The organism is Nitrospira sp. (assembly GCA_029194535.1).
Classification (GTDB): Bacteria; Nitrospirota; Nitrospiria; order Nitrospirales; family Nitrospiraceae; genus Nitrospira_C.
The window spans coordinates 561,047-581,895 of sequence record JARFXR010000002.1 but is presented as its reverse complement, the minus strand read 5'-3'; the positions used below and the strand labels follow the sequence as shown (position 1 = coordinate 581,895).

The following is a 20,849-nucleotide window of genomic DNA, read 5'->3' as shown; positions in this document are numbered from 1 at the left end:
GCCATGCCCCTGCTGAGAATGGCTGCGGTCGCGTCATTGGGTAAGTAGAGATGTCGCCCTGTAAGAAGCGAGCGATTCGTGCGACTGAGTCCGACGAAGGGTGAGCAGAGCTATGCAAATCGTCGTTGATACCATGCGGAGACATTGGCCCGAGTATCTGATGGAAGCCGCGGGGCTCGGTCTCTTCATGATCTCAGCTGTGCTTGTGACCACGTTGCTCGAATATCCGCTCTCGCCTTTTCACGAATTGTTTCCCAATCAGACCATCAGACGGGTCGTGATCGGATTGGCTATGGGGATGACCGCGATCGCCCTCATCTATTCGTCGTGGGGCAAACGATCCGGCGCTCATTTGAATCCGGCGGTGACAGTCACGTTCTTTCGTTTGGGGAAAATCCAAGGAGTCGATACGGCGTGCTACATGGTCGCCCAGTTCGGTGGAGGTTTGGCGGGGTTGCTCATCGGCGCAACGGTGATCGGTATGGCGGTCGAACATCCGGCGGTGAACTATGCCGTCACGGTGCCGGGATCAGCGGGAAGCGGCGCGGCATTTACCGCTGAAGTCGTGATGTCGTTTGTGCTGATGCTGGTTATTCTCATCACATCGAATCGCGTCGCGCTCAATCCATGGACCGGCGTTCTTGCCGGTTGTCTGGTCGCGGCGTATATCAGTATCGAGGCCCCGTTATCTGGAATGAGCATGAATCCGGCTCGCTCGTTTGCCTCCGCCCTTCCATCTCACGTGTGGACAGGTTTTTGGATCTATCTGACCGCTCCTCTCATCGGCATGTTGCTCGCGGCGGAGTGCTATGTCCGCCTGTACGGTGTCCGTCGCGTCCTCTGCGCGAAACTCCACCATCAGAATGACAAGCGGTGCATTTTCCGTTGCTGCTACACGAGCTGAGGGGACCGAGACAGACCTCCGTCCACCGGTATCCTGTAAGGACTCGAGCTCTTGCTCGACAGACGGGCAGCTGCGGGAGCAAGCGGGGTTGAAGAGAATCAGCGCCGCACGGTACTCACACCACAAGGAGGACGTTATGAGGGCGAAGAGCGCATTCACAACGGGGTTTCTGTCTTGGGTCGCCGTTGCCGGATTAGTCGCGGCGTCGAACGGCTCTGCCGCCGAAGTGCACACCACGGCGAAATTCGAAGGCGTCAAGGCGAACAGCGGCACCGCCACACACGGCCGGTCAGGCAACGGCGACACGTTGACCTGGTCGGATGATTTCAAAATTCCCGAAACGCCCGCGCCGCATTGGCAGGTGGTCGATACGAAAGGCAATGTGTATTTGCTGAATCGCCTTGCGATCAAAGGGGATAAGCAGAACCGCACCATCACGTTGCCGTCCTATGTCCATGACGTGGCCAAGGTCCAGATCTGGTGCGCCTACGCAGAAACTTTGCTGGGAGAAGCGCCGTTTGCCAAGCCGATTCAAACCGCTTCCGGCGAGCGGATGCGCAATGATATGAAGGCCGACAGCGGCATGAAGGCTGACGGTATGGCGATGAGCCGGTAACGGAACTGCCCGGTAGAGACCGGAGAGGTGCGCGGCATCTCTCCGGCTTGCCGGAACAAAGGAGTGAACGATGAGAATCCTCTCGCTTGCGGTAATGACCATCGGGCTATCGGTAGGTGCGACGACGGCCCAATCACAACAGGCACAACTGGTCGAGAAGAGCTCGCTCACGTTGGACGGCGCGAAGACCATCGCGGCAGCGGCGGAGGCCAAGGCGAAGGCCGAGGGCGCGCGGGTCGTGATTGCCGTCGTCGATGACGGCGGCAGCCTTCTCCTGTTGGAGCGGCTGGATGATACGCAGGTTGCCAGCGTGAACGTCGGCATCGACAAGGCGAGAACCGCGGCGATCTATCGGCGCCCCAGCAAAGTATTCGAGGACCAAGTAAAGAACGGACGCGTGTCGGCCCTGGCGCTCCACGGTGCGGTCGCCTTGCAAGGCGGCGTGCCGATCACCGTGAAGGGGAGGGTCATCGGCGCGATCGGCGTCAGCGGCGAGACGCCGCAAGTGGATGAGGATATCGCCTTGGCTGGGGCCGCCGTGGCGGCGTCGTTTACAAAACAGTAATGTGCTGTCCCGGAAATTCGTTCGTGGTGAGATCAGTCGAACCATGAGCGGAACTCATTGCAAGTAGGTGCCCTTCGACGGGCTCAGGGTGAACGGAGTATGAGCACACTCTGTGGGACGCCATACGAGCTGACAGCTTTCAGTGCCGAGCTTTCAGCTCAGGGACCAGATTCGGAGCCGAGAGTTGACTGCTGAGGGCTGACGGCCCGATCAGAGAAGGGGAGGGAGAATCACCATGCAATGCCTCACGACCATCGGGATAGGAATCATGTTCACGATGTTGACCTCGACCAGCTACGCCGGCTCAGTCTCGGATAAGCAAGGGCTTACCTTGGAGGGAGCCAAGAAAGTCATTGCGGCGACAATCGCAGAAGCGAAGCGCGTGAACGCTCCAGGCGGTTCCATCGCGGTCGTCGACGAGGGAGGCAACCTCCTGGCACTTGAACGATTGGACCAGACCTTCGCCGCCAGCGCCAACATCGCGATCGGTAAGGCACGCACATCCGCGTTGTTCAAGAAGCCGACAAAGGTCTTTGAAGAAGCGATCAAGAGCGGGCGCACCTCGATGGTCGCGCTCGGCGGCGATCTCCAACACTTCACCCCTTTGCAAGGCGGGATCCCGCTCGAATGGGAAGGAAAGGTGGTCGGCGCGATCGGCGTCAGCGGCGCATCCAGCGCTCAGCAAGATGAAGAGCTGGCCATCGTCGGCGCCAAGTCGCTCGACAGCATGGAGATGGCCGGCATGACGAACGGCAATACCCCGCTGCCCGTCACCTATATCGAGAGCCGGAAGGTGGCCGCCTCGTTCGCCAAGGGCGCAGTCCTCGTCGGCGAAGACGAGAACATCATGCATACCTCGCGAAACTACATGGTGCACGCCAGTCATCGCGACAAGGCCGGCGTCGTTGAAATTCACGAGTACGACACCGATATCGTCTACGTCCTGAAGGGCTCGGCCACGTTGATCACCGGCGGCACACCGGCGGGCACGAAAGCGATCGCGCCGCATGAATTCCGCGCGACGACGGTCAGCGGTGGGGAGACAAGGAAGCTTGTCCCGGGCGACGTGGTGATTATTCCGAACGGCGTGCCGCATTGGTTCAAGGAAGTGGAGCCGCCGTTTGATTATTACGTCGTGAAGGTGCGGTGAGGCGTGACCCGAGAAAGCGCACGCAATGGGTGCCGTGCGTCTCACACTCCAAGGCCGTCATTCTCGCGCCCCTCTTCGTCATTCCCGCGAAAGCGGGAATCCAGCTCTGACAGACTGGATTCGGGTCAAGCCCGGAATGACAGCGAAAGACAAGGGAGGAGAATCATCGAACGAGGTCAATGGTTGGAAGAGGGAGTTTGAAATGAAGAGTTGGAGGGTACTGACTGCAACGGTTCTGGTGCTGGTCACGCAGCCGGCCTATGCCCAAGTCACCTCCGACGCGCCGGGGGTGCGGCCGGAGGCGATCGTCGATCTGAAGACCGACGAGGGGATCGCGTTGGTCAAGGGGCAGTGGCGGTACAGCAACGTCAAGGTCGTCGATGTCGATCACCACAGTCCAGGCGCTGATCTGGCGCCATCCGGCCCGCCGAATCGCACGCAGGATCTCGACGTCCATGCCAGCGCGGCGGCCTTCGACGATTCAAAATGGGAGCAGATCAAGCCCGCTCAACTCGAAGAACGTCGATCGACCGGGCGGCTCTGCTTCAATTGGTATCGCACGAGCGTGACGATCCCTGAGACAATTGGTTCGTTCGACCCGACCGGCTCGACCGTCGTCTTCGAAATCGCCATCGATGACTATGCGGAGGTCTGGATCGATGGGAAGCTGCCGCTTGTGCTGGGCCAGGCAGGCGGGCAGTTGGTCAAAGGCTTCAACGCGCCCAATCGGGTGGTGCTGACGAAGCACGCACAACCTGGTCAGAAGATTCACCTAGCCGTCTTCGGCATCAACGGTCCCCTCTCGAATCCGCCCGGCAACTTCATTTGGGTCCGCTCCGCCACGCTCGACTTCTACAAAGCCAATCAGATCGGCCAGACGCAGTTCGTGAATACTGAGATCGTGAAGGTCCATCCGGCGCTCGATCAGATCGTCCCCCCAGGGACACAATTGGAAAAACTCGCTGGTGGTTTTCTCTTCACCGAGGGACCGGTGTGGGTCCCCGCCTCCGCCAACACCCCGGGATATCTCCTCTTCAGCGATCCCAACGCCAACACCATCTATCGTTGGTCACCTGAAGGGCAGGTATCCGCCTTCCGGACAAAGAGCGGCTACAGCGGTTTCAACGTCGGAGAGTACCGCCAGGCCGGCTCGAACGGACTCACGCTCGATGACAAGGGACGTCTTACGATCAACCAGCACGGCAACCGCCGGGTCATTCGCGTCGAGCCGCACGGCAATATTACCGTGTTGGCGGATCGCTACGACGGCAAACGGCTGAACAGCCCGAATGATCTCGTCTATCGTTCCGACGGCACCCTCTACTTCACCGATCCGCCGTTTGGTTTGCCCAACGTCTTTGACGACCCGGGCAAGGAGTTGCCCTACAGCGGCGTCTATTGTGTCAAAGACGGTCAGGTGAAACTGGTCAGCACCGACCTGGACGCGCCGAACGGCATCGCGCTGTCACCGGACGAGAAGCAGCTCTATGTGAACAATTGGAACGACAAGAAGAAAGTCATCTTGCGGTATGACGTGAACGCCGACTGCACCCTGTCGAACGGCACACTGTTCTTCGATATGACGAATGCGCCGGGCAACGACGCGCTGGACGGAATGAAAGTCGATCAGAAAGGCAACGTCTATTCAACCGGCCCCGGCGGGCTCTGGATCCTTTCGCCGCAAGGCAAACAACTCGGGCTCATTAAGGGCCCGGAAGATCCCCACAACATGGCCTGGGGCGACGACGATGGGAAGACGCTATACATCACGGCGTTGACCGGAATCTATCGGATCAGACTGAACGTTGCGGGAGTGCGACCATAACCTGAATAGGAGTTTGAGGAGGATCAAGAATGTCTGTAAGTCGCACAATGAGAGCTGTCCAGATGAACCGCTTTGGTGGGCCCGAAGTCTTGGAGCTTGTCGAAACTCCTACACCCAGGCCAGGCCCCGGCCAGGTACTGGTCAGAGTCCGTGCCGTTGGTGTCAACCTTTCCGAGACGCTGATGCGGCAGAATCGTTACGCGGTAACGCCCGAGCTTCCAGCGGTTCCCGGCAACGAGGTCGCCGGCGTAATAGAAGCGCTCGGGGCCGGTGTCGGCGGGCTGGCTGTGGGTGCCCGTGTCGTGGCTCCGCTGTTCGCCGCCGGCGCGCTTGTCGGCGGGTATGCCGAGTATGTGTTGATCGATGCGGGCGTTGTGGTCCCGATCCCGGACGAGTTGTCGTTTGAGGTCGCGACGGCATTGATGATACAGGGACTCACCGCCCTGTATCTCATCAAACAAGTTGCTCCGCAATGCAAAGCCGTGCTGGTCAGCGCCGCCGCGGGAGGAGTCGGCAGTCTTCTTGTGCAGCTCGCCAAACGCGGCGGAGCCAAGGCCGTGATTGCCGCTGCGAGTACGACCGAGAAACTCGACTTCGCCCGTTCACTGGGCGCCGATGCCGGTGTGAACTACGCCCGCGCGGATTGGGTCGAGCAGGCGCGCGCGGCTAGTGGTGGAGCCGGACCTGACATCATCTACGAATCCGTCGGTGGTGCGGTCACCAATGCTGCTCTTCAAGCGCTGGCGCCGCTAGGCCGACTTGTCATCTATGGCGCACTCAACGTTCAGAGTTTCCAACTCGGAGTGCCGGAACTGCTTGGTCTCATTTTCAAGAACCAGTCGATTACCGGCTTCGCTTTCGCGCCCCTTCTGACCCCAGTGAGCCTGAAGACAGGGCTAGCGGAGTTGTTCGACCTCGCCTTGCACGGTCAGATCAAGGTCACGATCAACGAGACTTTTCCGCTGGAACGTGCAGCCGACGCACATCGCGCGCTCGAAGGACGGCGCACGACCGGCAAGCTCGTGCTGGTGCCGTAGACATGAACCTGTCCCTATAGAGAAAGGAGAGTGGTCATGAAGCTGGCTCTGTGCAAACTGGAGGATATTCCTGATGACAAGACCAAGACGGTTGACTTTTTCGGTCGCGAGGTCTTGGTCTTCACGATTCACGGGAAGCCGAAGGCCGTTCTGAATATGTGCATGCACCTGGGAGGCCCGATGAGGCGAGACGGCAACAAGCTAATCTGCGAATGGCATGCGGCGGAGTTTGAATGCGGCCAGGGGAAATGTCTCAAAGGCCCGGCCGATCGAGATTCGCGATTGATCACCCTCCCAACGCAGGTCGAGAACGGCACGTTGACGTACGTGTATGGCGAGTGAAAAGCCAGTACTCAGGCTTGACCTCAAGAGCTGAATCGTAGCTCGGTTAGTCTAATGGAGTACCTGACACACCGGACCATACGGCTTCAAACTCGCATCACCGGCGAGCAAGCGCAATTGTTCCACCTGGGCTTGCGCCAACAAGATACGGTCAAAGGGGTCGCGATGATGCAGTGGTAACCGTTCAAGGGCCAGAGTGTGAAGGACGGAGACCGGCAATTCCTGAAACCCACTGTCCGCGATCTTAGCCGCGCGCTCGGCCGGATCTGCGGAGAGCTTGTTCATTTGAACCTTAATAACGACCTCCCAGAGTGAAGCATCACTGATTAGGTACGGGTGTGGTCTCCCACGCTCGAACACGGCGATCATGTCAGTTGGTAACGGCGCATCAAAATCGTCCGCGATGCCTATGCGTCCTTTCAGCAACCCTGGACGGCGGACCGGAATGTTGGTTTCGAGCGGTCCCAACTCGGCCACGGGCGTCCCGGCTTTGCAAATCGTGATGCGCTGCCCCTTCGCGACGGCGGCCAGGAGTTTAGAACAATGTGTCTTGGCCTCATGGACATTCACTGTGCGCGTGGCGGCTTTCATACCTCCCCTCCCTACGGACTCAACCTGCTCTATTTCTGACCTGTGCGGGAGTCAATCGTCACGTTCCGACCATTCAGGAGTGCTCCGGAAACGAACGGGGTCATGCCTGAGCATTGACTGATGGATGGGCCGTGCGGAGGCTTCGCGGCATGGGTCGCAAAACTCGCGTAGAGTTCCCCGGCGCGCGACGATTCTTCATGATGCCGCGGATGACACCCACTCTCTTCACCTCGCCACGTCGCCCGCATTATTCATGAGCACTTCTGCTGCAATCACGGATTCGCGGCTACAACAAGCCTGCGCGCGGGTTTCAGGCGCGCAGGCGGTCGGACTCGCCGCTCGCTCCCTCGACGTACTGTTTCAAGTACGCCTCAGGCTCTCGCAGCTCCGCACGCCCGTCTCGCTAGGCGACTGCGTGATTTCGCGACGAACCGTCATGAATAATGCGGGCTGGCCGGCCCTGTAAGACCTGACCAGCTGATTCGACAGAGTGATAGCCGGAGGTTTCCCTATGTTTCCTCCTTCTGTGCTCACCATCACGCTGTTGTCCGTGGCCTTCGGGGTTCAGTTTTTCCATACGACCGCGTTGGCCGAACCCGTCGCGGCGACCATCACCGGCCTCGATCCCCGCTTCGCCCAGCTCGTCCCCAAGGACGCGAAGTTGGAGAAAATCGCCGATGGGTTCAGCTGGGTGGAAGGCCCTGTCTGGCATAAACAAGGCGGCTATCTGCTCTTTTCGGATATTCCGTCGAATGCCATTTACAAGTGGAAGCCCGGCGAGGGCGTCAGTCTCTTCCTCGATCACAGCGGCTACAGCGGCGCCATGCCCTTTTCGGGCAGAGAGCCCGGTTCGAACGGGTTGGCGTTGGATGAGAACGGGCGGCTCGTGCTGTGCCGTCATGGCGACAGGGAGATCGGCAGATTGGAGGCGGATGGCCGAATCACCCCATTGGTTGATCGGTACAACGGCCATCGCCTTAACAGTCCCAACGATCTCGTCTTCAAATCCGACGGCGCGCTGTACTTTACCGATCCTCCGTTCGGGCTTCCGAACGGTTTTGACGATCCGGACAAGGCACCGGTGCAAGGCGTCTACCGCGTTACGCAGGACGGGACGGTCTCCCTGGTCATTGACAATATCCATGCGCCGAACGGCATCGCGTTTTCACCGGATGAGCGGATCCTCTACGTCTCCGATGTGGGTCCGAAGCGGGCCGCCTGGCTGGCCTACGATGTGAAGCCGGATGGAACGGTTACCAACGGCCGGGTCCTGTTCGATGCCGCGAGATGGAGGCAGGATCCGTTCTTCGGTCCCGACGGACTGAAAGTGGATCGGTGGGGAAATATCTTCGGCGCTCGCCCGGGCGGGGTCAGCGTGATCGCTCCGGATGGGACGTTACTCGGGATGATCGAGACCGGGCAACCGACCTCCAACGTCGCATGGGGAGAGGATGGAACGACGCTCTTCATCACAAGCGGCCATGCGGTCTATCGCCTGCCTCTGACCACAGGCGGCGCTCACTTCTAGCGTCTTGTAAGACTTTCGGAGACCGGCCGACTCCATCCATTATGACCTCGCGTCGTCGAAGCCCGTCCTTCTTTCCACAGCCGGTCCCGGCAGAGCAGCTGCGTCTTCAAGAAGACGCGCAGCGGCGCCGGCACTGGAAACGTTGGGGGCCATATCTCAGCGAGCGGGCATGGGGAACGGTGCGCGAGGACTACAGTTATGACGGTCAAGCGTGGCAATCGTTTCCCCACGATCATGCCAGGTCACGGGCCTATCGTTGGAACGAAGACGGGCTCGCAGGCGTGTGTGATCGTCACCAAGAGATCTGCTTTGCCTTGGCGTTGTGGAACGGACGGGACCCCATCTTGAAGGAACGACTCTTTGGACTGACCGGTCGCGAGGGCAATCACGGCGAGGATGTCAAGGAATGCTACTACTATCTGGATTCAACGCCGACGCATTCGTACATGAAGTACCTGTACAAGTATCCGCAAGGCGCGTTCCCGTACGCCAGGCTCCTCGAGGAGAATCACAGTCGGCGGCGTCATGATCCTGAGTTCGAATTGATCGACACCGGCATCTTCGACGAGAACCGGTATTTCGACGTCTTTGTGGAGTATGCCAAGGCGACGCCGGAAGACCTGTGCATCAGAATCCATGTTGTCAATCGCGGTCCGGACGACGCCGAGCTCACCCTGCTTCCCACACTCTGGTATCGCAATACATGGTCATGGGGATCAGGCATCCGACGTCCCTGCCTCAAAGAAGGGGAGCCCACGGCGCGCCTGACCGTGATTGAGTCGACGCACGAGCAGTATGGCCTTCGCCGGCTTCTGTGCGACGGCCGGCCGACGCTCCTCTTCACGGAAAATGAGACGAATACGCGCCGCCTCTACGGCGACCCGGAAGGCGCCCGGTACGTGAAGGATGGCTTCCACGACTATGTCGTGGAAGGGGATAAGGGGGCGGTCAATCCCGACCGCATCGGAACCAAGGCCGCGGCCCATTACGTCCTCACCCTGGCGCCCGGTGAGACGCAGACCCTTCGTTTGCGATTCACAAACGAGGCGCACAACCTCGTCTTCACGGAAAAGGACTTCGACCAGGTATTCGCCGACCGTCTTCAGGAAGCCGACGAGTTCTATGACGGATTGGCGCCGACCCATCTATCAGAAGACGCGCGCTTGGTTCAACGACAGGCGTTTGCCGGACTCCTCTGGAGCAAGCAGTTTTACCACTACGATATCAACCGATGGCTCAAGGGCGATTCGACGGCCGAACGGCCGCCGCACGAACGCCTGCGCGGTCGCAACGCCGACTGGGCGCATCTCTACAATGCCGATGTCATCTCGATGCCGGATAAGTGGGAATACCCATGGTATGCCGCCTGGGATCTCGCGTTTCACTGCATCCCGCTCGCGCTCGTCGATCCGACATTCGCCAAGGAACAACTCGTGCTCATGCTGCGCGAATGGTACATGCATCCCAACGGCCAGATCCCGGCCTACGAATGGTCGTTCGGCGACGTGAATCCTCCCGTCCATGCCTGGGCGGCCTGGCGCGTCTACAAGATCGACAAGAAAATGAACGGAGCCGGCGATCGCCGGTTCCTGGAGCGGGTCTTCCATAAGCTGCTGCTGAACTTTACCTGGTGGGTGAATCGCAAAGACACCGAAGGCAAGAACATCTTTCAAGGAGGGTTTCTCGGTCTCGACAACATCGGGGTGTTCGATCGAAGCGCGCCGTTGCCGACCGGCGGACACATCGAACAATCGGATGCCACCAGTTGGATGGGCATGTACTGCCTGAACATGCTGACGATCGCATTGGAGTTGGCCCGCGACAACCCGGCGTACGAAGACGTCGCCAGCAAATTCTTCGAGCACTTCGTGTACATCTGCAGCGCCATGAACAACATCGGCGGGGAGAAGATTGAATTATGGGATCGCCAGGACGGCTTTTTTTATGACGTTTTGCACTTGCCGCACGGCGAAACCACACACATGAAAGTCCGGTCCATGGTCGGCCTCATCCCCCTGTTCGCGGTCGAAACGCTCGACTCCGATCTCATCGACTGTCTGCCTCGATTCAAGCACCGGATGCAGTGGTTCATCGAGAATCGTCCTGAATTGGCTCAGCATCTTGAAACGCAGTCCCACGACGGCGGCCTCCGACGTTTTCTCTCGCTGGTGAGTCGTGATCGCTTGCGCTCCGTGCTCCGCTACATGTTCGACGAGCAGGAATTTCTTTCGCCATACGGGATTCGAGCGTTATCGCGATATCACCGGGATCATCCCTATGTCGTCTCGGTGATGGGACGGGAGCATCGGGTGGAGTATGAACCGGCTGAATCCGGCACCGACCTGTTCGGAGGCAATTCCAACTGGCGGGGACCGATCTGGTTCCCGGTCAACTACCTGCTGATCGAATCCTTGCAAAAGCTCCATTACTTTCTCGGGGACCGGTACCACGTCGAGTACCCGACCGGATCGGGCCGGCATTTGAGCCTTGGGGAAGCGGCGACGGACCTCTCACGCCGATTGATCCACATCTTCCTGCGGAATGCGGATGGAACACGTCCCGTCTTCGGCGGGACCACCAGGCTCCAGGACGACCCGGATTGGCGGAATCACATCCTGTTCTACGAATACTTCCATGGCGACAACGGGGCCGGGATCGGCGCAAGCCACCAGACCGGTTGGACCGGATTGGTCGCAAAGCTGATTCAACAGTCCGGGGAATGACGCTTGTCAGCCGCCTCCCAGCACTCCTACAGTCACAGCTTGCCAAGGATCCATGAACTGGCGCCGCGCGCCGCAAAGCGGTCCTGAGGCCCCTGTGCCGCTCCTCGTCCATTGACGAGCGGCAAGCCGGTCGGCTACAAGCGGAGTATGGATCGACGATCTCTGTCGAGACGGCTCGGGCTCGCCGGTGGACTGGTGTGTACCCTCATCGCGGTGGGCCATGCGGCCGATGAGGAGCAACGTCAACCTCCCGCTTCACCGGCGACGTCGCAAGTCTTCCGCGCCGCCGATTGGAAAGGCGGAACCGACGTGGCGTTCGAAGACTGCAAAGCCGACTCGGGCGAATATGCCCTCTGGGTCTATGCCTCGGGCGACCGCTGCGGTGTGCCGCGCCGAGAGGCCGACCGGGTCGTCATGTTTCGCCAGCCGCTTCCCGGTGTCTCGCCGATTCGAGCGACCTCGCGTTTGCCGGAGGGCCGGTATGCTGTCTGGCTGTATGGAGCGGGTGAGCCGGGACATCCCTGGGTGAACCTGTGCGGGAAAACCTGTGTGAAGGGAGAACTGCCCTCGGCAGCAGGATGGGTGTCGCTTGGATGGATCGAAGTGCGGGAGAATCACCAGCTGCTACTCAAATCCTGGGAACAGCCGTATGGCCATCAGCTCTATGTGCAGGTGATCGTGCTCTCCGCGACCGACGCACAGCCGGACTGGACCCCGTGAGCCGAAGGCTATCGGCGAAACATCAGGGCCAAAACTTGCTGCGCGGCTCGAATCACTTGGTCACGATCGGAGTGATGGAGGGTCAGCGTCTCCAGCAGCGCATGCGCGTCCGCATTGTCCGGTTTCAACTCAATCGAGGCTCGAAGCGCGTCCGCTGCACCCGTCACGTCACCCTGCACCATGCGGACCAGCCCTAAGTCCGCATAGGCCTCCGCGTCATCGGGTTTGATTCGTACCGCAGTCTCAAGGGCCGCCGCCGCCGCAGGCCAATCGCTCTTTCCCATCAGGCCTCTCCCCAACCAATAGTAGGTCTCACTATCCTGCCGTCCCAATTGCACGGCCTGCTCAAGGGCCGCAACTGCACCGGGGTAATCATGCCAATCGAGCAACAGCGTGCCGAGGTCTCGATAGGCCTCCCCGAAGCGAGGATCACACCGGATAGCAAGGCGATATTCCTCTGCCCCGCCGACCATGTCGCCGCGACCGTGAAGAGCCTTGCCCAATCGATAGTGAGCGTCGGCAGTGTCCCCTTGGAACTCCGGCCGTGCCCGCAGCGCGTCGCGCGATCGCCGAAACTCCACTTCCAAATCCATTTCGGTCGGCCCGGGCGCTGGACTGCCGGCGTGCTGGACGAGATAGACCGTGCTGTGGTCGAGGTCGACAGAGGCTAGGGGAGCGAGGATCACAGGCACCGCGAGCCAAGAGGATAGCCCAACCATAAAGAGGATTCTAGGAAAGCCGCGGGGTCTCTTGCAACGAGGTCCGTGGCGGACGATTGTCGAACCGCCGCGCGTGGCGCAACCGGAGCTAGCTAGGAGTCTGTCCGAGTAATGCCGTTCTACTGCGGCAAACGATCTGCGGGCATCTGCGTCGTTCTCGGCCCGAAAAAATCCTCAACGTATTCCAGCGAATACGCCTCCGGTTTTTCCGAGCCTGCGGCCTTGCATCTGCTCACAGCTCCTTTGCCTCGTCACGAAGGATTACTCGGACAGACTCCTAGGCGGCTTTAAGGATCGCTTTTCGGAGGGATTGAGGAACGGTGATGGGCAGAAAGAGACTCTTGGGATAGAGATAGTCCTCGCCCGACTCGTCGATCACTCGCACCTGGCCGTGCTTGAGGGCCACGGCATCGGGAAGCGCCAGATAGACCTTCCGCCGCTCAAGTGAAACCGTGTAACCCTTGTTGTCCACACAGATCAGAAATCTTGAAGGGGCGTGTTTCGGTTTTCGCATTGCGATGACCTCAGAGTAAGCGTTTGATCTTGTATTCTCTCCGGCCTATCCCTGTCGCTTCGTACCAGTGAATCTCGGCGAGGTGAGCAGAACCATCCGTCAATCGAACCCTCCCGATACCCTTTCGCTTCCGCCAACGGCCTTTCCCATAGCACTTCCGGAGTCGCGCAACCTCCCGAATTCGAGACCCAACCGCAAACGTTTCAATCTGCGTGATCGGGCCAAGCAGCTCGAAATGCACGAGGCCATGGTCCCAGAGTGACAAGGCCTCCGTCAACGGGAAAGATAGGGCCAGCCAATACCGCCGCGCGCCGCGAAACGCGCAGATCTCACCCGATGGCGATCCGCCGTCGTTTGAGCTTGTAACCCACCTGCACGATCGCCTCGATGGCCGGTGTGAGTTCATGCCCAAGATCGGTCAACGCATACTCCACCGTCGGCGGTGAAGTCGGCATCACTTGGCGCGTCACGATGCCGTCCCGCTCCAGTCGCTTCAGCCGCGCCGAGAATACTTTCGGCGACACACCGTGAATATCCGCCATCAATTCGCTGAAACGCCGAGGCCCCTCGCGTAGGTACCAGATCACGTTGGGTGTCCAGGCTCCTTTGAGGAATTGCATGCACGCTGTGAGTGGGCAGCCTAACGGCGGCGGCGCAACCTTCGATACCCTGCGCTTGACGGCCATCCAACCCTCTCCCATTCACTTTCCAAATGGAAAGTCCAAAATGCACTTACCAAAAGATAGCACATTGCCTTATGCCAGTACACGCCTTAGCTTGGCTCGCAGGAGAAACAACAGTCACTCACCCATCACCCATCGAAAGGAGTCGCATCATGGCAACGAGGAAGACCGCAATCGTCACTGGGGCATCCAGCGGGATCGGGCTCGGTCTGACCACCGCAATGCTCGAGCATAGCTACCGCGTCGTCGCCAATTCGAGGCGCATCACGGAATCGGGCGCTCTCGCGCCCTCGGAAGAGTTGGCTCTGATTGACGGCGACATCGCCGATCCCGAGACGGCACGGCGCATCGTCGACACCGCCGTCCAGCGGTTCGGGACGATCGACGTGCTAGTCAACAATGCCGGCATTTTCATCCCCAAGCCCTTCACGGACTATACGAAGGAAGACTTCGAACGCATGGTCTCGACGAATCTGTCCGGATTTCTCTATGCGACCCAAGAGGTCGTCCGGCAGATGAAGCGACAGGGTGCAGGCCATGTCATCAATATCACGACAACACTGGCAGACCAGCCTGTCGCAGGCATAGCTGCCGCCATCCCTGTTCTCACCAAGGGAGGATTGAACGCGGTCACTGCCGCCCTCGCCATCGAGTTCGCGGGAGACGGAATCAGGTTCAATGCCATCAGTCCCGGGATCATCGATACCCCAATGCACAAGCCTGAAATGCACGGATTCTTGAAGACCCTCCATCCGATCCAACGAATCGGGAAGGTCTCGGAGATCGTCGATGCCGTGCTCTACCTCACCGAGGCCACATTCGTGACCGGTGAAGTGCTGCACGTCGACGGCGGGGCCCATGCTGGGAAATGGTGAACGAGAGGTCCGAGCGCTCCTTGCGAGCGCTCGAACGATCCAAGGAAGGAGACTGACTATGCCTTATGTCCACATGCAGGTGACCCGCGAAGGCGTCACCCTTGAACAGAAAGAAGCCCTGATCAAGGGAGTCACAGACCTACTGGTCTCAGTGCTGAACAAGAAACCGGCCCAAACCTTCGTCGTGATCGAAGAAATCGACACCGACAATTGGGGTGTCGCCGGTATGACGGTCGCCAAATACCGACGTCACGAGCACACGGCCGACGGAAGAAGCCTGCCTTTACCACAATCTTCTCACGATGAACTTGTAGATATTCCATGTTCGGGAGAAACATGAGCAAGACAGGAGTTACCTATTTGAAGTTACCTACTAAAGGGAAAGTGTCAACGAGATGATTGTGGGAATGCTGGCATTTCACGCGATGGACGCCGCTCGCCGTGATGGAGATCATCTTCACAAGTCTTCCGGCGTAAGACCCGTCACTTTGGCAAGTCGAGCCAACATGCGTGGGCCGATTTCTTCGCGATCATGAAAGGCAAAGACGACATCGGACCATCCGCTCCGTTGAAGCACACGGTGAGAACCAGTCGTTCGCTTGATTTGCCAACCGATGCGGATCAGCGCGGAGAGAATGTGAGAAGCTTATTGGAAGGCCAGCGGCTCATGCCGAAATAAATGAGACGTTCAGCAGTTCCTCAGGGACAGCCTCATTGTGTTCCAAGCGATCGGCCATCGCACGAAGAGCCAGGGCTTGAACGGCGGCCATGGCGGCAGCCTTCGTCTGCCCATAGGCCATCCCACCCGGCAGCGTGGGCACCTCGCCGATCCACCGGCCGTCTTCTTCCTGCTCCAGCTCAATCTTGAGTTGCGTCACTTTTGCCATGGCCATAGGCTAATGCTCAATCAGGCCAAATAGCAAGCGGGCCGATGAATACCGCCGCGCGCCGGGAAACGAGGAATGCCAATTCTTGTCTTAATTCAGCTCTTGTCACTGTTAAGAAAAGTCAGCGACGGCTCCTTTATCTGCACAACAAGCCGGTCAACGCTCACTTCGTCGGTATCGGCTGAAATAAAACAGACGCCCAAGTCACGACTCAAGAGGCCACCCATGTACTTGCTGTTGTCAATGTCCTTCCCGTCGGCGGGATGGTTTGACAGCCGCGCCAAGCTGTCGTACTCTGTGTGTGGCGGTTACACATGGAGGAACGCATGGCGACGAATCTCGCGATCGATGACGCGTTGCTCGAACGCGCCCGGCGCATCGGAAAACTTCGAACGAAGAAAGAAACCGTCACGCAGGCCTTGAACGAGTTCATTCAACGTCGCCGGCAGCGGGATATCCTCAAGGCGATGGGCTCGATCGAATTCCGAAAGGGATGGGACTATAAGAAGGACCGTCGCGATCGTGAATCTGGTCGTTGACACGTCCGTCTGGTCCTTGGTGCTGCGGCGGCCTCGGGTCGATGAAGCCGACCCTCACGTTCGGGCCTTTCGGTGGCATCTTGATTCCGGCGACGGGCTGTTTCTTATCGGCAACATTCTGCAAGAACTGCTCGACGGACTCCGGTCTGCCAGACAGTTCGACCGTTTATTAACTCTCCTCGATCCTTACCCGCTTCTTGAACTGGATCGACAGACCTACGTCGCTGCGGCTCGCCTCCGATCCCTGTGCCGCTCAAAGGGCGTCAATGCCGGCCCGATCGATTTTCTGATTGCGGCGGCATGCTGTGAGCACGGATTCCCGCTCCTGACGGTCGATAAGGATTTTCAGAGAATCGCCAGGTACTGCGATCTCGTCACACTGCCTATCTAATGGTCCCTCCGAGCTTGCTTGTTTATCCCTCTCCCCGTCAGGGTGAGGATGGCTGGGTGCTCTGCGACATGCAGCTTCACCCCTCGCCGGAGCAGAGCAAGCCGGCTATCCTCATTCCCTCCCACCATCCTGTAAGACTCCCCCTCTTCATCCGACTACCCGCCATGCCATCTCACTACGACATCATCATTATCGGCACTGGCCCCGGCGGCGGCACGCTGGCCTACAAGCTGGCCCCGTCGGGGAAGAAGATCCTCCTGCTGGAGCGGGGCGGCTATCTCCCACGCGAAAAGGACAACTGGAACACCAAAACGGTCTTCATCGAGAACCGCTACAAGGCCAAGGATACCTGGCACGACAAAGACGGCAATACGTTTCACCCCGGCATTCACTATTACGTGGGCGGCAATTCAAAGGTCTATGGCGCCGCACTCTTGCGCATGCGCGAACAGGACTTCAGCGAGGTGAAGCACCAGGGCGGGATTTCACCGGAATGGCCGATCCACTACCACGACCTCGAGCCCTATTACACAGAGGCCGAACATCTCTATCACGTGCACGGAAGACATGGTGAAGATCCGACTGCTCCGCCGGCAGGCGCCCAATACAAGTACCCGCCGCTCAAGCATGAACCTCGTATTCAGGAGCTGCACGATGACTGGATCAGGGTGGGCTATCATCCCTTTCACCTCCCGGTCGGTGTAATGCTCGATGAGGAGCAGAGCGAGAAGAGTGCGTGCATCCGCTGCAATACCTGCGACGGATTTCCTTGTCTCCTCGGTGCCAAGGCCGATTCTCATGTGATCTGCGTGGAACCGGCCTTGCGCTATCCGAACGTCACGATGCTCACTCATGCGATGGTGACCGGCCTCGAGACAAGCGCGTCGGGGCGCGAGATCACCGAAGTTGTCGTCGAACGAAACGGGCAGATGGAGGCGTACAGGGCCGACCTTGTGGTCGTCTCCTGTGGCGCGATCAATTCGGCGGCGTTGCTCTTACGCTCCGCGGACGACAAACACCCGAACGGCCTGGCAAATTCGTCCGACATGGTGGGCCGCCACTACATGTGTCACAACAATTCGGCCATGCTCGCGATCTCGAAGACGCCCAATGCGACTGTCTTTCAAAAGACGATCGGGCTGAACGACTTCTATCATGCTTCGGCCGACTGGGATTTCCCCATGGGCCACATCTCGATGATCGGCAAGTCGGACATGAATACGCTGCGGGCGGGCGCGCCGGCCTTTGCCCCCGGCTTTGCCCTCGATCAGATGGCGAAACATTCGCTCGATTTCTGGATGACCTCTGAAGACCTGCCCGATCCCGACAACCGCGTGCTCGTCGGCAAGGACGGTGGCATCACGCTCGCCTATACCGAAAACAATCTCGAAGCCCATCGCCGATTGGCCGAGAAGCTCAAGAGCATGCTGAACCACCTGGGCTGCGAAGAACATCTGCTGCCGACGCACTTGTACCTCGGGAAGAAGATTCCGATCGCCGGCACCGCGCACCAATGCGGCACGGTGCGATTTGGTCGCGATCCGAAGACGTCCGTCCTCGACGTGAATTGCAAGGCGCACGATCTGGACAACCTTTACGTGGTCGATGCGAGCTTCTTCGTGTCGAGCAGCGCGGTGAACCCCTCGCTCACGATCATTGCGAACGCCTTGCGGGTTGGAGACCATCTGCTGGAAAGACTAGGCGCAACATCGCCGGAGGCCGTCGCATGATCGCCCGAATGGACGGGAGCGAGCACCAGGAAGAGGCCTGCCAGATCGTTCCGGGGCGGAAGCACGTCGTGATTCTGGGCGGCGGCTTCGGCGGGGTCTATACGGCCCTGGAGTTTGAACGGATTCTTCGACGCGAATCATCCTTCGACGTGACACTCGTCAACCGGGAGAATTTCTTTCTGTTTACGCCCATGCTGCACGAGGTGGCCTCAAGCGATCTCGACATGACCAACATCGTGAATCCGATTCGCAAACTGTTACGCCGTGTCGAATTCTTCCACGGCGAGGTGGATTCCATCGATCTCGAACAGCGGCAGATCCGCGTCACGCATGGGCAGACGCATCATGGGCACACATTGCCCTACGATCACCTAATACTCGGGCTCGGATCGGTGACGAATTTCTACAATCTTCCCGGCCTAGCGGATCGCGCGCTGACCATGAAGACACTCGGCGACGCGATCTACCTCCGTAATCGCATGATTGCTCATATGGAAGAAGCCAACTTCGAATGCGCGGCCTCGCTGCGGAAGCCGCTATTGACGTTTGTCGTCGCAGGCGGCGGATTTGCCGGCGTGGAGACCATCGCCGGCATGAACGATTTTCTGCGCGAAGCGCTGCCCTTTTACCCACACCTCCGCGCGGAGATGCTCCGGCTGGTGCTGGTGCATTCCGGAGCGGTGATTCTGCCGGAACTCGGCGAGGCGCTGGGGCGCTATGCGCACGAGAAATTATCCGCGCGTGGCGTTGAGATCCATACGAGTGCGAAGGTCGTGAATGTGTCCGACGAGGAAGTCTGCTTGAGCGATGGGACCAGCATTGTCAGCCGCACTCTGGTGTGGACGGCCGGGACCTCGCCGAATCCCTTGCTGGCGACGCTGCCTTGCCAGACGAAAGGCGGGCGTCTGCTCGTCAATGACTGTCTCCAAGTGCCGGGCTGGCCTGGTGTCTGGGCGTTGGGTGATTGTGCCTTGATACCCGATCCCTTGACCGGTGGCAGCCATCCACCGACCGGCCAGCACGCGCTCCGGGAAGCAAAGATTGCCGCGCACAACGTCCTCGCGTCGATTCAAGGTGCCGATACACGGCCGTTCCGATTCAAGACGATCGGCCAGCTTGCGGCCATCGGCCGGCGCACGGGCGTCGCGAGAATCTTGGGATTCAACTTTTCCGGTGTGATCGCCTGGTCCATGTGGCGGTTCATCTATTTGAGCAAGTTGCCGCGGATTGAAAAAAAGGTCCGCGTCGTACTCGATTGGCTGCTCGATATCGTCTTCTCGAAGGATCTGGTGCAATTCCAAACCGTGCGCGGACAGGCGCCTGCGGCGATCACGGCTCCTGAAACGCGAGAGTTGGCAGAGACCGCGCAAGCATAGGCATGATTGGGACCGATGAATACACTACGGCTGACCGTTGGCGCCCTCTGCATGGTTCTCGTTGCCGTTGAAACTGTGAACGCGGGTGAATCGCGCGCCGCCGTGCACGCAGTGGCGGCGGTCGGCTTCACCGTCTCCGACATGGACCGGTCGGTGGCGTTCTACCGCGATATCCTGACGTTCACGCCGGTCAGCGATGTAGAGGTGGACGGACCGGAATACGATCAACTCTATGGGATCTTCGGCGTGCGGGTTCGAGTCGCACGCATGCAACTTGGCGAGCAGCAGATCGAACTGACACAGTTCATTTCGCCCCCGGATCTGCGACCGATTCCCATGCCGTCGTACAGTCACGACCTTTGGTTCCAGCATGTCGCGATCGTCGTGCGCAATATGGAAGAGGCCTGGGCGCGCCTGCGCCGGCATCATGTCCGGCAGATTTCTCCCCGTCCGCAAACGATTCCTGCATCGAATGCGGCGGCGGGCATCAAAGCCATCAAGTTTCGTGATCCGGACGGCCACAATCTCGAACTGCTCTGGTTCCCGGAAGGGAAGGGAAATCCGATCTGGAAGAAGCCGGGCGTCGATCTGTTCATGGGCATCGACCACACGGCCATGACGGTGCGAAGCACCGAAAGCAGCACAAAATTTTATCGGGATCTGTTGGGGATGACGGTTGCCGGGGGCACGCTCAACATGGGCACGACGCAACAGTATCTCGACAGTTTGCCTGGAGCCCGTACGCGGGTCACCGGCCTGGTCCCCATGATGGCCCCGCCCGGCTTGGAGTTTCTCGAATATGAATTGCCCACAGCCGGCCGTCCCTTCCCCGCCGATTCGCACCCGACCGATCTGTGGCATTGGCAGACCACGTTGGTCGTGCCGGACGTCGAGGCGGCGGCGACGGCTCTACGAGAGACGGCTCAATTCGTGTCATCCGGCGTGGCGTCGCTTCCTGACGGAAGCCTGGGTTTCAAGAAAGGCTTTCTTGTACGTGATCCGGACGGCCATGTGATGCAGATGGTGTCACCATGAGTCCGGCGGTCCCGCCCCGCATGACGGTAAAAGCGGTGATGAATGCCGTCCGTCGGTTGCAGCCATTTCCTCCCCGATGTTAGACTTCCTCACTCCTTC

22 protein-coding genes are annotated in these 20,849 nt (G+C 59.3%); 17 read left to right on the top strand and 5 right to left on the bottom strand.

The window, feature by feature from the left end; all coding sequences use genetic code 11:
- Nucleotides 1-112 precede the first annotated feature (112 nt).
- The 7 genes from P0111_14270 (at nt 113) to P0111_14240 (ending at nt 6,439) form a co-directional block, all read left to right on the top strand.
- Nucleotides 113-904, top strand: a complete 792-nt coding sequence (locus tag P0111_14270; GenBank protein ID MDF0645192.1) for an aquaporin — start codon at nt 113-115, stop codon at nt 902-904.
- Between the two features lie 136 nt (nt 905-1,040).
- Nucleotides 1,041-1,520: a hypothetical protein gene (locus P0111_14265; protein ID MDF0645191.1), complete on the top strand. Its 480-nt coding sequence runs from the start codon at nt 1,041-1,043 to the stop codon at nt 1,518-1,520.
- Between the two features lie 70 nt (nt 1,521-1,590).
- Nucleotides 1,591-2,085 (top strand): heme-binding protein, encoded by a 495-nt coding sequence (locus tag P0111_14260; GenBank protein ID MDF0645190.1) that lies wholly within the window; start codon nt 1,591-1,593, stop codon nt 2,083-2,085.
- A gap of 235 nt (nt 2,086-2,320) precedes the next feature.
- Entirely contained in the window at nt 2,321-3,235 is a 915-nt protein-coding gene (locus P0111_14255) for a heme-binding protein (protein ID MDF0645189.1), read from the top strand.
- Between the two features lie 202 nt (nt 3,236-3,437).
- Nucleotides 3,438-5,060: an SMP-30/gluconolactonase/LRE family protein gene (locus tag P0111_14250; protein ID MDF0645188.1), complete on the top strand. Its 1,623-nt coding sequence runs from the start codon at nt 3,438-3,440 to the stop codon at nt 5,058-5,060.
- A gap of 62 nt (nt 5,061-5,122) precedes the next feature.
- Nucleotides 5,123-6,097 (top strand): zinc-binding dehydrogenase, encoded by a 975-nt coding sequence (locus P0111_14245; GenBank protein MDF0645187.1) that lies wholly within the window; start codon nt 5,123-5,125, stop codon nt 6,095-6,097.
- A 36-nt stretch (nt 6,098-6,133) separates the two neighbouring features.
- Nucleotides 6,134-6,439 carry a Rieske 2Fe-2S domain-containing protein gene (locus P0111_14240; protein ID MDF0645186.1) on the top strand — a complete coding sequence of 102 codons (306 nt, stop codon included), beginning with the start codon at nt 6,134-6,136 and terminating at the stop codon, nt 6,437-6,439.
- A gap of 51 nt (nt 6,440-6,490) precedes the next feature.
- Here P0111_14240 and P0111_14235 read toward each other — a convergent pair whose 3' ends face one another.
- Nucleotides 6,491-7,030 carry a type II toxin-antitoxin system prevent-host-death family antitoxin gene (locus P0111_14235; protein ID MDF0645185.1) on the bottom strand — a complete coding sequence of 180 codons (540 nt, stop codon included), beginning with the start codon at nt 7,028-7,030 and terminating at the stop codon, nt 6,491-6,493.
- 511 nt (nt 7,031-7,541) lie between these two features.
- Between P0111_14235 and P0111_14230 the strand changes: the two genes are divergently transcribed.
- The 3 genes from P0111_14230 to P0111_14220 all read left to right on the top strand — a co-directional run bounded on the left by P0111_14230 (nt 7,542) and on the right by P0111_14220 (nt 12,001).
- The gene (locus P0111_14230) at nt 7,542-8,558 is read left to right on the top strand and encodes an SMP-30/gluconolactonase/LRE family protein (protein ID MDF0645184.1); all 1,017 of its coding nucleotides are present in this window, start codon (nt 7,542-7,544) and stop codon (nt 8,556-8,558) included.
- Between the two features lie 41 nt (nt 8,559-8,599).
- Complete coding sequence (locus P0111_14225; protein ID MDF0645183.1) at nt 8,600-11,281, top strand: glucosidase; 2,682 nt, start codon at nt 8,600-8,602, stop codon at nt 11,279-11,281.
- Nucleotides 11,282-11,428: 147 nt separating this feature from the next.
- Nucleotides 11,429-12,001 carry a hypothetical protein gene (locus tag P0111_14220; GenBank protein MDF0645182.1) on the top strand — a complete coding sequence of 191 codons (573 nt, stop codon included), beginning with the start codon at nt 11,429-11,431 and terminating at the stop codon, nt 11,999-12,001.
- An 8-nt stretch (nt 12,002-12,009) separates the two neighbouring features.
- On the opposite strand, the gene P0111_14215 is transcribed toward P0111_14220, so the two are convergent.
- From P0111_14215 to P0111_14205, 3 genes are all read right to left on the bottom strand, one after another.
- On the bottom strand, nt 12,010-12,720 hold the full coding sequence (locus P0111_14215) for a tetratricopeptide repeat protein (GenBank protein MDF0645181.1): 711 nt from the start codon (nt 12,718-12,720) through the stop codon (nt 12,010-12,012).
- A 277-nt stretch (nt 12,721-12,997) separates the two neighbouring features.
- Nucleotides 12,998-13,234: a hypothetical protein gene (locus P0111_14210; GenBank protein ID MDF0645180.1), complete on the bottom strand. Its 237-nt coding sequence runs from the start codon at nt 13,232-13,234 to the stop codon at nt 12,998-13,000.
- Between the two features lie 329 nt (nt 13,235-13,563).
- The gene (locus P0111_14205) at nt 13,564-13,854 is read right to left on the bottom strand and encodes a helix-turn-helix domain-containing protein (protein MDF0645179.1); all 291 of its coding nucleotides are present in this window, start codon (nt 13,852-13,854) and stop codon (nt 13,564-13,566) included.
- Nucleotides 13,855-14,069: 215 nt separating this feature from the next.
- Between P0111_14205 and P0111_14200 the strand changes: the two genes are divergently transcribed.
- Nucleotides 14,070-14,792: an SDR family NAD(P)-dependent oxidoreductase gene (locus P0111_14200; GenBank protein MDF0645178.1), complete on the top strand. Its 723-nt coding sequence runs from the start codon at nt 14,070-14,072 to the stop codon at nt 14,790-14,792.
- A gap of 58 nt (nt 14,793-14,850) precedes the next feature.
- Nucleotides 14,851-15,132 carry a 4-oxalocrotonate tautomerase family protein gene (locus P0111_14195; protein ID MDF0645177.1) on the top strand — a complete coding sequence of 94 codons (282 nt, stop codon included), beginning with the start codon at nt 14,851-14,853 and terminating at the stop codon, nt 15,130-15,132.
- A gap of 325 nt (nt 15,133-15,457) precedes the next feature.
- Here P0111_14195 and P0111_14190 read toward each other — a convergent pair whose 3' ends face one another.
- Nucleotides 15,458-15,685 (bottom strand): hypothetical protein, encoded by a 228-nt coding sequence (locus tag P0111_14190; protein ID MDF0645176.1) that lies wholly within the window; start codon nt 15,683-15,685, stop codon nt 15,458-15,460.
- 320 nt (nt 15,686-16,005) lie between these two features.
- Between P0111_14190 and P0111_14185 the strand changes: the two genes are divergently transcribed.
- The 5 genes from P0111_14185 to P0111_14165 are packed head-to-tail and all read left to right on the top strand — an operon-like array spanning nt 16,006 to nt 20,750.
- Nucleotides 16,006-16,218 carry a type II toxin-antitoxin system VapB family antitoxin gene (locus tag P0111_14185; protein ID MDF0645175.1) on the top strand — a complete coding sequence of 71 codons (213 nt, stop codon included), beginning with the start codon at nt 16,006-16,008 and terminating at the stop codon, nt 16,216-16,218.
- The gene (locus P0111_14180) at nt 16,202-16,609 is read left to right on the top strand and encodes a PIN domain-containing protein (GenBank protein MDF0645174.1); all 408 of its coding nucleotides are present in this window, start codon (nt 16,202-16,204) and stop codon (nt 16,607-16,609) included. The genes P0111_14185 and P0111_14180 overlap by 17 nt, the downstream gene beginning before the upstream one ends.
- A gap of 56 nt (nt 16,610-16,665) precedes the next feature.
- Nucleotides 16,666-18,339, top strand: coding sequence for a GMC family oxidoreductase (locus tag P0111_14175; protein ID MDF0645173.1), 1,674 nt, complete (start codon nt 16,666-16,668; stop codon nt 18,337-18,339).
- A complete protein-coding gene (locus tag P0111_14170) occupies nt 18,336-19,715 on the top strand; it encodes an NAD(P)/FAD-dependent oxidoreductase (GenBank protein MDF0645172.1) in 1,380 nt (459 codons plus the stop codon). The genes P0111_14175 and P0111_14170 overlap by 4 nt, the downstream gene beginning before the upstream one ends.
- A 15-nt stretch (nt 19,716-19,730) precedes the next feature.
- Nucleotides 19,731-20,750, top strand: a complete 1,020-nt coding sequence (locus P0111_14165) for a VOC family protein (GenBank protein MDF0645171.1) — start codon at nt 19,731-19,733, stop codon at nt 20,748-20,750.
- Nucleotides 20,751-20,849: the final 99 nt, after the last annotated feature.

Bases quoted from the DNA above. Each gene is read 5' to 3' on its own strand.
- P0111_14240 (MDF0645186.1), top strand. From the start codon at position 6,134: ATGAAGCTGGCTCTGTGCAAACTGGAGGATATTCCTGATGACAAGACC.
- P0111_14250 (MDF0645188.1), top strand. From the start codon at position 3,438: ATGAAGAGTTGGAGGGTACTGACTGCAACGGTTCTGGTGCTGGTCACG.
- P0111_14170 (MDF0645172.1), top strand. From the start codon at position 18,336: ATGATCGCCCGAATGGACGGGAGCGAGCACCAGGAAGAGGCCTGCCAG.
- P0111_14225 (MDF0645183.1), top strand. From the start codon at position 8,600: ATGACCTCGCGTCGTCGAAGCCCGTCCTTCTTTCCACAGCCGGTCCCG.
- P0111_14215 (MDF0645181.1), bottom strand. From the start codon at position 12,720: ATGGTTGGGCTATCCTCTTGGCTCGCGGTGCCTGTGATCCTCGCTCCC.
- P0111_14265 (MDF0645191.1), top strand. From the start codon at position 1,041: ATGAGGGCGAAGAGCGCATTCACAACGGGGTTTCTGTCTTGGGTCGCC.
- P0111_14185 (MDF0645175.1), top strand. From the start codon at position 16,006: ATGGCGACGAATCTCGCGATCGATGACGCGTTGCTCGAACGCGCCCGG.
- P0111_14210 (MDF0645180.1), bottom strand. From the start codon at position 13,234: ATGCGAAAACCGAAACACGCCCCTTCAAGATTTCTGATCTGTGTGGAC.
- P0111_14245 (MDF0645187.1), top strand. From the start codon at position 5,123: ATGAACCGCTTTGGTGGGCCCGAAGTCTTGGAGCTTGTCGAAACTCCT.
- P0111_14195 (MDF0645177.1), top strand. From the start codon at position 14,851: ATGCCTTATGTCCACATGCAGGTGACCCGCGAAGGCGTCACCCTTGAA.
- P0111_14230 (MDF0645184.1), top strand. From the start codon at position 7,542: ATGTTTCCTCCTTCTGTGCTCACCATCACGCTGTTGTCCGTGGCCTTC.
- P0111_14205 (MDF0645179.1), bottom strand. From the start codon at position 13,854: ATGCAATTCCTCAAAGGAGCCTGGACACCCAACGTGATCTGGTACCTA.
- P0111_14235 (MDF0645185.1), bottom strand. From the start codon at position 7,030: ATGAAAGCCGCCACGCGCACAGTGAATGTCCATGAGGCCAAGACACAT.
- P0111_14200 (MDF0645178.1), top strand. From the start codon at position 14,070: ATGGCAACGAGGAAGACCGCAATCGTCACTGGGGCATCCAGCGGGATC.
- P0111_14165 (MDF0645171.1), top strand. From the start codon at position 19,731: ATGAATACACTACGGCTGACCGTTGGCGCCCTCTGCATGGTTCTCGTT.
- P0111_14255 (MDF0645189.1), top strand. From the start codon at position 2,321: ATGCAATGCCTCACGACCATCGGGATAGGAATCATGTTCACGATGTTG.
- P0111_14190 (MDF0645176.1), bottom strand. From the start codon at position 15,685: ATGGCCATGGCAAAAGTGACGCAACTCAAGATTGAGCTGGAGCAGGAA.
- P0111_14270 (MDF0645192.1), top strand. From the start codon at position 113: ATGCAAATCGTCGTTGATACCATGCGGAGACATTGGCCCGAGTATCTG.
- P0111_14260 (MDF0645190.1), top strand. From the start codon at position 1,591: ATGAGAATCCTCTCGCTTGCGGTAATGACCATCGGGCTATCGGTAGGT.
- P0111_14220 (MDF0645182.1), top strand. From the start codon at position 11,429: ATGGATCGACGATCTCTGTCGAGACGGCTCGGGCTCGCCGGTGGACTG.